Below are 12856 nucleotides of genomic sequence, written 5' to 3' on the forward strand. Positions count from 1 at the left end.
CTAGTTTAAGCGTCTAAGGCTGATCGCACAGCCGCCACCGCGTTGCAGGCGGAATGTCATTTTTGACTTCGCCGTTACGAGGCGTTTTTCGACTACGTAGGCTTCTGGATTCTTCTCAAAATCGGCGTCATCCGCATCGCGGTAGAGCATCGCTTCATACGTTTTGTCCGGATCCAAAAAGTCTAAATCGAAAGACATATTTCTGGCCGTCGCGTTCGTGATCGAACCAATGAACCAGGTGTCTTTATTTTTCGCCTTGCGGGCAATCGTTACGAATTCGCCCGGTTCTGCGGCGATGATTTTCGTATCGTCCCAGTCCACTGCGACGTCCTTGATAAATTGGAAAGCGTCCAGTTTAGGTTCGTAGTTTTCTGGTAAATCTGCCGCCATTTGCAAGGGGCTGTAGATGGTGACATAGAGCGCTAATTGTTTGGCCAAAGTAGAGCGTACTTTCGTCGTCCGCGTCGAATCGAACTGGTTCAAATTCATGTGGAAAAGCCCCGGCGTATAATCCATCGGTCCGCCCATCAAGCGAGTGAAAGGTAAAATGGTCGTGTGCTCCGCGTTAATTCCAAGCGTTGGCGCATTGTTAAATTCCGATCCACGAGCGGCTTCTGCGGCCATCCAGTTCGGGTAGGTCCGGTGCAAGCCTGTGGGGTGAACGGATTCGTGGGAATCAACCATCAGGTGGTAATTTGCCGCTTTCTCAGCGACGCGGTTGTAGTGGTTGACCATCCATTGGCTGTCGTGGTGCTCGCCTCGTGGAATGATTTTGCCCACGTAACCCGTCTTCACGGTGTTGATCCCTTTGTCTACCATAAATTGATAGGCGGCGTCCATTCTGCGCTCGTAATTCGTCACGGAACTCGAGGTTTCGTGGTGCATAATTAGCTTCAAACCTTTAGAAGCGGCATATTTTGTGAGGGTGTCGATTTGGTAATCCGCGTAAGGCGTCACGAAATCGAATACTTCTTCCTTCCAGTTTCCGAACCAATCTTCCCAGCCCGTGTTCCAGCCTTCCACTAAGACGCCGTCGAATCCGTGTTTGCCCGCGAAGTCGATGTAGCGTTTCACGTTCTCCGTATTTGCGCCGTGTTTTCCACCTGCCAAAGGCCAGTTCGCCTTGCCCACGTGCATTTCCCACCACATGCCCATGAATTTTTGGGGTTTGATCCAGGTGGAATCCTTGATTTTCGAGGGTTCGTTTAGGTTCAAGATTAATTTAGAGGCCAAAATCTGTTCCGCCTTATTCGACACCACCACCGTTCTCCACGGGGTGTTGAATGGCGTCTGTGCGTAGGCCTTATTTCCAACTGCATCCGGCACTAGAGCGGAGGTAAATTCGAGTCCCTCTAGTTTCAAATGCATCGCCGGATAATTGACTAATGCCGCCTCATGCACATTCACATAGAGGCCATCCGCTGACTTTAACATCAGGGGAGTTTGGACGAAGTTTTTGCCCATTAAAGACGTCACCGCGATGTCTTTTTCTTTAGCTGCCGCAGCTAAGGCATCGATTTCGGAGATTTTGGTTCTTTGGTAGGTATACTCGTTTGTATCATAATCTCCTGGAATCCAGAAGGCATTGTGGTCACCCGTCATCGTGAAAGAAGACCACTCGTTATCGACGATAAAATGGTTGAAATTGTCTTGGGTAGGGAAGAAATAACGGAAGCCGATTCCGTCATCAAAAACGCGGAAAATCACGTCCATCAAGACCCCGGATTCCTTCAAATGCAGGGTCAATTCCTTGTAATTATTTCTGATCTCCTTAACCTCTCCCCACACCGGTTTCCAGGTGCCGTCCACGAGGGTAGAATCCACGCCTAAGATTTGAAATTTACGTAACTCCAAAGCGGGTTTCTTCAGGGTTAGACCTAGGTCAGAGGCTGCGATGACCTCTTTGGCTTTATAAAAAACCTGGTATTTAAGGGCTCTGTCAGCACCTTGCGATACTTGAATTGAAATTTGATCTGTAGGCGAAGCTATCTTAAACGATTTTTGGGCGAATAAAGAGACGCTCAAAAGTAGGAGAAGAAGGGTTTTGTTCATACCGCAAAATTACTAAATCTTGCCGTTTAATCAGTCAATTTATTGGTGTTAAAAAAATTGATTAATTTGCTTTCTAAACCTTTAATTATGAAAAAAATTGCCTTTCTATGGCTAGGAATTTCCTTATCACTTCAAGTTTCGGCGCAATCTTTGATGCCTAAACCGCAAACGATACAACTAAATAACGGGAAATATTCCCTCATATCTTCCTCCATTTCGGTTACGGGTTCTACTGATCCCCTAATTTTAAAAGCGGCAAAAAGAGCAGAAAAACGTATCGCTTCCTTAACTGCTTTGCCCGCGGGCGCTAAGAAATTAGCCATTCAAGTACAATTGAAGTCAGATTTGAAAAAAGAAGCTTACTCATTAGCTGTAGATGCGAAAGGCGCGAAATTAAGTGCAGGCAGTGTTAGAGGAGTGATGGAAGGACTTGAAACACTAACTCAATTAGTCGAAAATAAGTCGATTCCTTATGTAACTATTGTAGATGAACCACGATTTGAATGGCGCGGTTTAATGATTGATGTGGCGCGGCACTTTATTACTTTGGACGTCATAAAAAGAAACGTAGATGCCATGGCAGCGGCAAAATTAAACATTTTGCACTTGCACCTAACGGATGACGAAGGCTTTCGAATCGAGTCAAAAAAATACCCCAAATTACACGAATTAGGTTCCGGCGGACAGTATTTCACGCAAGCCCAAATGAAGGAACTCGTAGCCTATTGCGCTGATAGAGGAATCGACGTATACCCAGAATTCGATCTTCCCGGCCATAGTCAAAGTTTCTTTGCAGGCTATCCAGAACTAGCTAGTGAGAAAAAGGAATACAAACCGGGGCCGAGATTCAAAATAGAGGCTGGAGCAAAGCCCATGAATATGATGGCCATTATGCAAATGATGAACACCGCTCCCACTCCTACGATTGATCCCACGAAAGAGAATACTTATACGTTTTTAGCCGGATTAGTTTCAGAAATGAAAAGCATTTTTCCTTTCGCATATTTCCATTTGGGCTTGGATGAGAGTAATGGCGTTGCGTGGAAAAACAACCCAGAGATTGTGGCTTTTATGGCGGAAAAAAAGATTGCCAATGTGCACGAATTACAAGAATATTTCTTGCAACGTTTCGATGCGGTAGTAAAAAAAGAGGGATATAAATCCGTGGTATGGGAGGAAGCTTTTAATGCCAAAACTCCAGCCGACATAACCGTCCAAGTTTGGAAACCAAGTATGATGGGACCCGGACTTTCGTTAGACGCGATTGTGAAACAAGGTAATCCTGCGATTGATTCGAGAGGTTTTTATTTGGATCATTTTATGCCTTCCTATATCCATTTGATGAATAAAGACTTCACGCAAAGCAGCCCTTGGAAAGGTGGCGAAGCTGCGATGTGGTCAGAAGTGGTGGATGCAGAAGTTTTTGAGGGCCGTGTTTGGCCTAGAACCTTAGCTATTGCGGAACGATTGTGGACGAATCCGGCTACTGCAGACATAGACGAATTTCATGAGCGACTTTTTGCCGCTGAAGCCTACCTGGAGAAAACAGGGTTGCACTTGAATGATTCAAAAAAAGCAGTGCTAGCTTCTTTTCCAAACACGGAATCCTTCTTAAATCTTTTAACGCCTATCAAAGGGTACAAGCGTTTAATGGGTGATATGACTATCCCCACAGAACAACGCGATAAAACCTACCGCAACTTACGGGATGTGTTGCGTCCGGATTCGAAAGAGGCCTTTGCGTTTAGACTACAAGTAAAAGATTTCTTAAAAAACGGGGATTCTAAACAAATTGCAGGAAGTTTGCAGTCGATGCTAAAGGCAGCAGAAGAGGCTAAAAAGATCTCTTCTATTCAACCATTAGTGAATTCATTCTCTACTATTGCTCCTAAGATCATTGATTATTTAGGCCAAAAAAATCCCGAAAAAACATCTGCTCTTATTGCCGAAATCAAAGCGGCGCGCAAGCCAGCTGCGAGCTTGGAGCTGGGTATTTGGGATGAATTAGAAGCATTAGTTACTGGAACTTTGAAAGACCGACCGGAGAATATCCCTTTGATGTAATTAAGGTAAAAACTCGATCGCCGGCTTCCGTCCTGTCTTCACAAAAGCCCGCATCGCATCAAAAGCTTTAGCGGTTTGTGCATCTGTGAATTGACAATGGGCCTGACCGTTCGTGTATTTAACGGCGAAATATTGATCGCGTCCTTGTGCGTGAATCATATTTTCAATGTTCGTCACGGCATAGGAAACCGGAATTAATTGATCGTAAATCGTGTGCATCAATACGACTGGCTTATCAATTTTTCCGGTGCGGTCGTAGCGCGCAAAAAGCTCTGCCTGATCCTTCGTGGCAGGTAAGCGTTCTGCTACCGCATTTACTTTCAAGTTATCTGGGAAGCCCGTGTAAAGCGTTTCTGTATTATCAAAAGGGTTGCCTTTTAGCTTGAGGGCGATGTCGCGTAACACGTTTTGGTTAAAAAATAAGGCGCCAGGAAGGTCATCGAATTTCAAGTCAAAGCGCTTCGCAAAAGCCACGGCTAACACGGAATCTTTCTGCAATAAAGCCTTTTTGATCTCCCCCATTCGTTTGCCTGCGGTGGCAAAGGATACGAATCCGACAGAGCTATTGACGTCAAAAATATCTTTCAACGAAGGTACGATTCCTGGGAATAAACCGTTCATCGTCGCATACATATCGTACTCTTTTCTACACTGTAAATACGGGCGAGAAGATAGCGGACAAAGAGGTAATCCACCATGATAGTATTGGCCAAAATTCTCCAAAGTCGCGAACGTAATTCCACCGCCCATCGAGTGCCCCATCATAAAGGTCGAGTCCGGTTGGCCCATCTTCTTCACGAAAGCTTGGCGCAATTCTTCGGTCGCATCAACTCCCTCCGGTAAGGCAAAACCTTGGATAGGGTAATCAGATGCTGCAACGGCAAAACCTCGATCCAAAATCACCTGTAAGCGCTTATCCAATCCCGCATTGGCACTCGCCGTCGGGGTTCCCATAAATTGGTAACCATGGGCATACATCACTAGTTTTTTGTTCCATTTAGCTGGCATCAAAACTTGATAGCCGCCCCCTTTCAGGGTACCTAAATCGATTTTTTCTTGGGCAAAAATAGTGGTGCTAAGTGCGAGGAAGAGGAATAGTTTTTTCATAGTGAAGATTAAGGAGAAGCAAAATAGGGAAAAAATGGTAATTTGCGGTATGGAGAAGCCTTATATCGTCGACCAAAAATTCGAGAAAGAAAGCACGCTCGCCATCGGCGAATACGAACATTGCGTTTTCAAAAACTGCCAGTTCGAATCAGAAGATTTTAAAAATTTCCAATTCGTAGACTGCAGCTTTGAATCTTGCAATCTCAGTTTAGTCAAACTTAGCGGAGCAGCACTCCAAAAAGTGCACTTCAAAGACTGCAAAATGCAGGGCCTTCGCTTCGAAGCCTGCAATCCTTTTTTATTCGAAGTAAGTTTTGATACCTGTGTTTTAAACTTGTCTTCCTTCTACCAAATCAAAGGAAAAAAGACAAAGTTCGCGGGCTGTTCTTTGCACGAAGTGGACTTCACAGAATCCGATTTCTCGGAAGCCGTTTTCGATGATTGCGATTTGGCTGGGGCACTTTTTGACCAGACGAATCTAAGCAAAGCGGACTTCCGCAGCGCGTTTAATTTTATCATTCACCCCAGCATAAATCAGATCAAGAAGGCGAAGTTTTCGCAGAATGGTTTGGCGGGATTATTGCAGGGCTTTGACATCTCTATATCCTAATATGAAAAAAATCTTATTGCTACTCCTGCTGAGCGCGCCACTTTTCGCTCAGCCTCGTACGATTGTCACGACAGACGGCGAAATCGATGACGTGGATACGTTCATCCGGATGCTTTTGTATTCGAATGAATACCAGCTGGAAGGTTTAGTGTATTCTAGCTCCATGTGGCATTACAAAGGCGACGGGAAAGGGACCAAGTTCACCTCAGAAATGGAGATGACCCGCAAAATGTATGGTGCGAAAACAGACTTGCGCTGGCCAGGCGTTCAATGGATTCAAGATTTATTGAAAGCGTATGGACAAGTTCATCCGAACCTAATTTTGCACGACAAAAACTACCCATCTCCAGCCTACTTAAATAGTTTAGTCAAAGTGGGAAATATTGATTTCGAAGGAGAAATGGAGCAGGTGACAGAGGGGTCAGAATGGATCAAAGCAAAATTGTTAGACAACGATCCGGAGCCTATTTATTTGCAAGCGTGGGGTGGGACAAATACGATTGCTAGAGCTTTGAAATCGATTGAAGAGCAATATGCCAGCGAAAAAAACTGGCCCAGCATCAAAGAAAAAATCTCTCGAAAAGCCATCATCTACACCGTGATGGATCAGGATGCGACGCTGAAAAATTACATCGGTGGACATTGGCCGCAGATTCGGGTATTTTATAATGCGCAGCAGTTTGCCAGTTTTGCCTACCCATGGAAGCGCGTGATGCCTAAGGCGACGCAACCCTATTTCGAGGGAACCTATATGGGGCCTAAAATCATCCAAAATCACGGGCCTTTATTGAAGATGTATTATGCCTATGGAGATGGCCAAAAGCAGCCCGGCGACGACGAGCACATACACGGTGATCCGACTAAATTGAAGGATGCGCAATGGGGATCTTTCCAACCTTTTGATTTTATTTCCGAGGGAGATTCACCCGCTTTCTTGCACCTAGTGGATGTGGGGTTGAATAACTTGAACAACCCATCCTACGGTGGTTGGGGTGGTCGATTCGCTCTAGCGGAGGGAAATCCGTATCGATTCGAAGACAACGAAAAGGCAGCTGATTTCAATCCGGAGACCGGTAAATTAGACATTTCTTATTCCCAAACCCGCTGGTTAATCGCCGCGCAAGAAGACTTCGCAGCCCGCGCAGATTGGTGTGTGAAATCGTATAAAGAGGCGAATCACGCGCCTCAGATTTTGGTGAAAGAAGGCACTTCGATTACCGCAAAAGCAGGAGATCAAATTGCACTTCATGTCACGACGGGAGATCCGGATGGGAACGCGGTGAAGCTGAAGGTTTGGCCTTATTCGGAGGCAGGATCTGGGAAAGCTGAAGTGACACTAAAAGACGGCAACATCACCGTGAAAATACCTGCTGATGCAAAAAAAGGTGATACTTTTCACGTCGTGGTGGAAGGAACGGATTCGGGGTCGCCGGCTTTGACGAGGTACAAGAGAGTAGTGATTACTATAAACTAAATTCCCTCATGATCACACTTCAATTAGTCAAAGCCAAGGAGGAGATGAAAGGCGTTTTAGCCTTACAGCAAGCTAATTTGCGTAATAACATTACGCAGGAAGAGGCGGAGACGGAGGGTTTTTTGATGGCGGAATATGACCTTGATTTTCTGGAATTGCTGAACCAAAAAAGCCCGGGTATCATTGCGAAAGATGGAGAAAAAGTGGTGGGATACAGTTTAGTCGCGTTGCCAGAAACGGCACGCCAGCATCCTTTATTAGCAGATCTGGTGCAGAATATTGAACGCTGCATTTTCGAAGGTAAGCCGGTTGAAAATTATGCGATTGTGGCTCAGCTTTGTGTTTCGAAGGAGTATAGGGGACAGGATTTGGTCCAAAAACTCTACGGAAGTTTCCGAGATCATTATGCTAATCGTTACACGTATTGTGTAACAGACGTCGCCCAGGCAAATCACCGTTCGCTAAAAGCGCATCAAAAACGGGGATTCCAAGTAATTGATACCTTAGAATATGGTGGAATTGGCTGGAATATTGTGTTGTGGGATTGGAATAAAAAAACTTTTTAAGGGATACGATGATATACCATAATGCTCAAAATACTGCGATCGTAATAATTCAAATTAGGGCGTTGCTGAAAGGCGTGCAAATAACCCACATCAACTGTTAAATTTTCCCGCAGCGGAATACTGACACCGGCAAACATCCGGTGTTGGTCTAACTCATTCGCGGGATTTTCCTGCGCCGCATTCAATAAAATTTCCGTATTCACTTTTCCCTGTATTCGCTTGATGAAGGGAAATAAGGCTTGAATTCGGTAACGAAGACGGTAATTGCTAAAGTTAATAGCATCCGTCAGTTCTGTACGACTCGCATTCGGTACTCGGTTAAAGCGCATCTCTAATCTGAAACGATGATCTAACCGAACTTTGGACCAGCGATGTTTGTATACGACATCTAGATGAGGGCGGTATTCCGGAATGGCTAGTCTATTCGCCGTCCGCGGATCATTAGGCGTGTTTAGGAAAAGGGCTGCTCCAGCAGAAAGATCCCAATTATCCCCTATCGTTCGGTGCACATGTGCTCTAAAAGCATTTTGGTGGTGCACTAATGGGTCTATGAAATGCCGTGTGTGCACTTCACCTTGAACATACCATTTCGGATTTAAAGAATGCATGAGGTAATATCCGTACCAAACTTGGGATTGATGCTCTATTAGACCTTGGCTTTGCGCTACGAAGAGGGGAAACAAAAAGAAAAAGACATACTTCATTTGGCAATGATACTATTTTATTCTATAAAAACGATAGACTAAGTATTCTTTGTGTATTTCTGCTTAAAAAACTAACCAAACAGCACATAAGCCACCGCCAGCGTCACAAACACGTTAAATAACTGCGCGATTAAGAAGGCATACAATGGCTTCTTCCCTTCTTTCGAGAATAGGTCTGAGAATTTGGTTTCCAAACCGATGCTAGTGAAAGCTAAGGCAAACCAAAGTCCTTGCAAAGCCTTGAAACCTCCCTTCACTGAATCGATCGTTTCGGCTGAAATCACGAATGAGAAAAGCAGCGATGCCGCGATGAATCCCAAAACGAACTTAGGAAAACGCTCCCAAATAATCGAGCCCGTAGGCTTTGCTTCTTGCACGGCCGAAGATTGATTGTTCGTCACCGTCCAATAAATGGAGATGGCGAAAGCGGCGAAACCTAACAATACGTTTTGGGAGAATTTAACGATCGTCGAGATCTTCAAAGCCTCCTCGCCCACCATCGTTCCAGACGCGATTACCGCACCAGTTGTGTCAATGGTTCCGCCTAACCAAGCACCAGTCACCGCTTGCGAAAGACCCAAAGCCTGCGCTATAAATGGCAAAAAGATGATCATCGGAATCGCTGTAATCAAGACGATGGAGATAACATAAGACAGCTTTTTCGAATCGCCTTTAATGGCTCCAGACGTCGCAATCGCAGCTGAAACGCCACAGATAGACACCGCACTAGAGATCATGATGGCGAATTCCTCGTCGATGCCCATTTTTTTGGAGATCCAAAACGCAAAGTACCAAACCGAAATCACCACCACCAAGGCTTGAATCAAACCGAGTGAACCGGCCTTCAAAATGTCCCCGAAAATTACGCTCGTACCTAATAAGATCAAACCAATTTTCACGAACAATTCCGTCGAAAGGGATTCAGTCAACCAGGTCGGAAGCGTGAAGAAATTACTCAAAACCAACCCGATCGTTAAGCTGAAAATCACCGCTTCTAAATTCCAATTTTTCAGAAATGCGTTGCCTGCTAACACTAAAGCAAGTGAGGTAAGCACGAAAACAATGGGAAAACCTTTGGCCGTTCCTGACACACTTTTGCCTAAAACACTTGCCGCGAGAATCGCGATGATGTACGTGAAAACGAATAGCTGACCTAGCTTCATTAAGTTACCCGCTGTGAGCACTTTTTCTGATAAGTCAACGGTTGTCTCCCAGCCGAAAGAAGGAGATGGAATTTTCACCCCTACAAGGGCGACGCCGATGATGATAAATCCTAAAAGGACAACGGTCCAATCTTCTGTTAAAAGGCTCTTCTTCATTATTTCGCTGGAGTCAACACGATGTTTCTATATTCCACGGGACCATGATCGCCCTGAAACATGATGGGCCCTGGCGCTGCTTCGTCGCTGTCCATCGCGCCGCCGGTGATGCCGGGGATGTTTTGTTCGACGATGACTTTTTGGCCATTTAAGGTGACTGAAACCTTGCGCCCCACTAAAGTGATGTCATAAGTTTGCCATTCGCCGGATGGTTTTGCGGCTTGGAAAAGCGGATCGATAAAGCCGTAAATACCGCCTAAATAGATGCTGTAGGGCTCTTTGCCAAAGCTATCTTCCACCTGCACCTCGTAACGGCCGCGTAAGTAGACGCCACTATTGCTAGAGGGAGGCAAGCGGAATTCGATGTGCAATTTGAAGTCGTTGAACTTTTGTTCTGTGCATAGGTTCGCGCCAGAGGCTGGGCTTTTCAGCACGCCATTCTCTGCGATCCATTGGTTTTTAGGCCCTAAGGCTTTCCAGCCTGTTAAATCTTTTCCATTAAATAGGGTGATCGGTTTTTGCCAAACCGGTTCCGCCGTTCTCCATAAAGAGGGAGCGCGAACGCCTGTAAAAGCCATCGCTTTGCCGTTTGGTTTTACGATCGTTCCAGACAATTTTCCGTCTTTCAAATCTCCTTCAAAACTCATCTGAACGTCTGTTAATTCCCATTGTGGTGGAATCTTAAACGAAATATGGCCGTCCTTAAAAAACACTTCTGAAATGGGACGTGCTGAACCTCCATCACCTACAAAACGACCCGTTAAGGTTTTGTGACCTGAGTGACGCACTTCTAACCAAGAGGGTGCCGTCGAAACTCCGCCATTGCGGTTTTCCATGGATACGTTTAGATCCCAAGCGCCTTCTAGAGGATGGTGCTCTTGCGAATAAGCGCTTGATGCAAAGGCAAATAAAGCAAATAATACTTTTTTCATAGTCTTACGATTGAACCGCCTTCATCTGAGGCGAAATGAAATGAATTAATAACCACGCAAACAAATACGCGCAGCCACAAGCCACAAATATAACATTATATCCGTCTGACAAAGCCTGGTCTGCCTTGTAGGAATCTAAAATGACTCCAATAATATAGGGAAAAATCACGCCACCCAGCGAACCTGCCAAGCCACCGATGCCCACGACGGAAGAAACGGCGTGTTTTGGAAACATATCCGAAACCGTCGTAAAAATATTTGCCGACCAAGCCTGGTGCGCAGATGCCGCAATGGAAATTAAGAATACGGCTTGCCAAATATCCGTCGCCCAACGCGCCCCAATAATGGGCACCGCACAGAGCGCGAAGAAGAACATCGAATACTTCCGCGCCTTATATACCGGCCAGCCTTTCTTGATGAAATACCCAGAAATATAGCCTCCGCCAATACTCCCGATGGATGTACACGTAAACAAAATCGCCAAATGCAAACTCGGCTTTTTCAAGTCTAGCGCAAAGGTCGTGGAGAAATAAGACGGCAACCAAAACAAGAAAAACCACCAGATCGGATCCGTGAAGAACTTACCTACGATGAAGACCCAGGTTTGGCGATATCCAAAAAGTTTAGACCAAGCGATGGGTGCGACTTCGGACTTTTCTTCCTCAGACTGTATATGCGCTAATTCTTCTGAAGTAACCGAAGTATGTTTCGCGGGGACTTCATAAAATACCCACCACAATATCAACCAAATAAATCCGATGGCGCCGGTAATAATAAATGCTTCTTGCCAGCCGTAGGCTCCCAAAATCCAGGGCACCATAATGGGAGCCACCATCGCACCGATGTTCGCTCCGGAATTAAATATCCCAGTCGCTAAAGCGCGTTCGCGTTTAGGAAACCACTCCGCGACCGTCTTAATCGCCGCCGGAAAATTCCCTGCCTCGCCGGCACCTAAAGCGGCGCGTGCCGCGCCGAACCCAAACGACGTTTTCGCCAAGGCATGCGCCATCGCCGCGAACGACCAGATGACGATGGAGATGGCGTAACCCATTTTGGAACCGATCTTATCGATCACCTTCCCAAAAGCCAACAATCCGATCGCATACGACGCCGTGAAACACATCACGATGAAACTGTAATCCGTCTCCGACCAGTTCAATTCCTTCTCCAGCGTGGGCTTCAACAAGCCGATCACCTGGCGATCTAAATAGTTAATCGTCGTCGCAAAAAACAAGAGGGCGACCACCACCCAGCGGTAATTTCCTTTCATTAGAATCCGATTGAATTCCCGCCGTCAACCGGGATTGAGACGCCTGTAACGTAATTTGCTGCATCAGAAGCTAGATAAACCGCTGCCCAACCGATGTCTTCTGGTTTCCCAAAATAGCCCATCGGCGTGCGATCCATCGCCTTGTGTTTGCGATCCGGATCTGAATTCATCGCCGTTCTACTCATCGCCGTTTCGATAAATCCTGGCGCAATTGCATTCACGCGAACGCCTTTGCCAGACCACTCGGAAGCGAGCACGCGCACTAAACCATAGATCCCCGTTTTAGAAGATGCATAGGCCGCGACTCTATCGATTCCATAATAAGCTGCCATCGATGAGATCATAATAATCGAACCCTTTCCGCGGTCTAACATATGTTTTCCCACTTCACGCGTCAGCGAGAAAACAGCATTTAAATTCACGTTAATGATGTTCGCAAAATCGTCATCCGACACTTCCACGGCCGGGCGTTTCATGTTGATGCCCGCGTTGTTGACGAGGATATCGATGGCGCCATGCTGCGCCACAAGATCCGAAACCAGCTGTGCCGTCAAGCTCAAGTCTGAAACATCATTCACCGCATAATGTGCCCCTGAACCCAGGTTTGCCACCGCCTCTTTTAGCACCTCTTCGCGGCGACCCGTGATCACGACCGTGGCGCCGGACGCTAAAAAGCATTTCGCGATATCGAATCCGATTCCGGTTCCGCCGCCCGTGATGAGCGCCACGCGCCCTTGCAATGAGAATGGTTGTTGCAT

Annotated in this window: 11 protein-coding genes; 4 read left to right on the forward strand and 7 right to left on the reverse strand. The window is 46.1% G+C overall.

The genetic code is table 11. The features are described from left to right. Nucleotides 1-2052 carry a glycoside hydrolase family 97 protein gene (locus tag SKC35_RS06530; protein ID WP_377978583.1) on the reverse strand — a complete coding sequence of 684 codons (2052 nt, stop codon included), beginning with the start codon at nt 2050-2052 and terminating at the stop codon, nt 1-3. An 87-nt stretch (nt 2053-2139) separates the two neighbouring features. Between SKC35_RS06530 and SKC35_RS06535 the strand changes: the two genes are divergently transcribed. Then, nucleotides 2140-4116, forward strand: a complete 1977-nt coding sequence (locus SKC35_RS06535) for a beta-N-acetylhexosaminidase (RefSeq protein WP_377978584.1) — start codon at nt 2140-2142, stop codon at nt 4114-4116. Here SKC35_RS06535 and SKC35_RS06540 read toward each other — a convergent pair whose 3' ends face one another. Further along, entirely contained in the window at nt 4117-5223 is a 1107-nt protein-coding gene (locus SKC35_RS06540) for an alpha/beta hydrolase family protein (protein WP_377978585.1), read from the reverse strand. Nucleotides 5224-5272: 49 nt separating this feature from the next. On the opposite strand from SKC35_RS06540, the gene SKC35_RS06545 reads away from it, so the two are divergent. From SKC35_RS06545 to SKC35_RS06555, 3 genes are read left to right on the forward strand one after another with little or no spacing between them, the layout of a single operon-like run. After that, on the forward strand, nt 5273-5833 hold the full coding sequence (locus SKC35_RS06545) for a pentapeptide repeat-containing protein (protein WP_377978586.1): 561 nt from the start codon (nt 5273-5275) through the stop codon (nt 5831-5833). 1 nt (nt 5834) lies between these two features. Next, nucleotides 5835-7307: a nucleoside hydrolase-like domain-containing protein gene (locus SKC35_RS06550; RefSeq protein WP_377978587.1), complete on the forward strand. Its 1473-nt coding sequence runs from the start codon at nt 5835-5837 to the stop codon at nt 7305-7307. Nucleotides 7308-7315: 8 nt separating this feature from the next. After that, the gene (locus SKC35_RS06555; protein ID WP_377978588.1) at nt 7316-7873 is read left to right on the forward strand and encodes a GNAT family N-acetyltransferase; all 558 of its coding nucleotides are present in this window, start codon (nt 7316-7318) and stop codon (nt 7871-7873) included. Here SKC35_RS06555 and SKC35_RS06560 read toward each other — a convergent pair. From SKC35_RS06560 to SKC35_RS06580, 5 genes are all read right to left on the reverse strand, one after another. Next, nucleotides 7870-8577, reverse strand: coding sequence for a DUF2490 domain-containing protein (locus SKC35_RS06560; RefSeq protein WP_377978589.1), 708 nt, complete (start codon nt 8575-8577; stop codon nt 7870-7872). The two genes, SKC35_RS06555 and SKC35_RS06560, sit on opposite strands and share 4 nt — an antisense overlap. 71 nt (nt 8578-8648) lie before the next feature. After that, nucleotides 8649-9896, reverse strand: a complete 1248-nt coding sequence (locus SKC35_RS06565; protein ID WP_377978590.1) for a YeiH family protein — start codon at nt 9894-9896, stop codon at nt 8649-8651. Then, nucleotides 9896-10828: a 3-keto-disaccharide hydrolase gene (locus tag SKC35_RS06570; protein ID WP_377978591.1), complete on the reverse strand. Its 933-nt coding sequence runs from the start codon at nt 10826-10828 to the stop codon at nt 9896-9898. Before SKC35_RS06570 ends, SKC35_RS06565 begins: the two co-directional genes overlap by 1 nt. A gap of 4 nt (nt 10829-10832) precedes the next feature. Beyond that, nucleotides 10833-12098, reverse strand: a complete 1266-nt coding sequence (locus SKC35_RS06575; RefSeq protein WP_377978592.1) for an MFS transporter — start codon at nt 12096-12098, stop codon at nt 10833-10835. Further along, nucleotides 12098-12856, reverse strand: coding sequence for an SDR family NAD(P)-dependent oxidoreductase (locus tag SKC35_RS06580; RefSeq protein WP_377978593.1), 759 nt, complete (start codon nt 12854-12856; stop codon nt 12098-12100). The genes SKC35_RS06575 and SKC35_RS06580 overlap by 1 nt, the downstream gene beginning before the upstream one ends.

It is taken from the genome of Aquirufa originis (assembly GCF_042714495.1).
Lineage (GTDB): Bacteria > Bacteroidota > Bacteroidia > Cytophagales > Spirosomataceae > Aquirufa > Aquirufa originis.

What these genes read in the sequence shown, in the direction of transcription:
- SKC35_RS06570 (WP_377978591.1), bottom strand. Translation starts at nt 10,828, where the DNA reads ATGAAAAAAGTATTATTTGCTTTATTTGCCTTTGCATCAAGCGCTTAT.
- SKC35_RS06560 (WP_377978589.1), bottom strand. Translation starts at nt 8,577, where the DNA reads ATGAAGTATGTCTTTTTCTTTTTGTTTCCCCTCTTCGTAGCGCAAAGC.
- SKC35_RS06575 (WP_377978592.1), bottom strand. Translation starts at nt 12,098, where the DNA reads ATGAAAGGAAATTACCGCTGGGTGGTGGTCGCCCTCTTGTTTTTTGCG.
- SKC35_RS06580 (WP_377978593.1), bottom strand. Translation starts at nt 12,856, where the DNA reads ATGCAACAACCATTCTCATTGCAAGGGCGCGTGGCGCTCATCACGGGC.
- SKC35_RS06540 (WP_377978585.1), bottom strand. Translation starts at nt 5,223, where the DNA reads ATGAAAAAACTATTCCTCTTCCTCGCACTTAGCACCACTATTTTTGCC.
- SKC35_RS06550 (WP_377978587.1), top strand. Translation starts at nt 5,835, where the DNA reads ATGAAAAAAATCTTATTGCTACTCCTGCTGAGCGCGCCACTTTTCGCT.
- SKC35_RS06555 (WP_377978588.1), top strand. Translation starts at nt 7,316, where the DNA reads ATGATCACACTTCAATTAGTCAAAGCCAAGGAGGAGATGAAAGGCGTT.
- SKC35_RS06535 (WP_377978584.1), top strand. Translation starts at nt 2,140, where the DNA reads ATGAAAAAAATTGCCTTTCTATGGCTAGGAATTTCCTTATCACTTCAA.
- SKC35_RS06545 (WP_377978586.1), top strand. Translation starts at nt 5,273, where the DNA reads ATGGAGAAGCCTTATATCGTCGACCAAAAATTCGAGAAAGAAAGCACG.
- SKC35_RS06565 (WP_377978590.1), bottom strand. Translation starts at nt 9,896, where the DNA reads ATGAAGAAGAGCCTTTTAACAGAAGATTGGACCGTTGTCCTTTTAGGA.
- SKC35_RS06530 (WP_377978583.1), bottom strand. Translation starts at nt 2,052, where the DNA reads ATGAACAAAACCCTTCTTCTCCTACTTTTGAGCGTCTCTTTATTCGCC.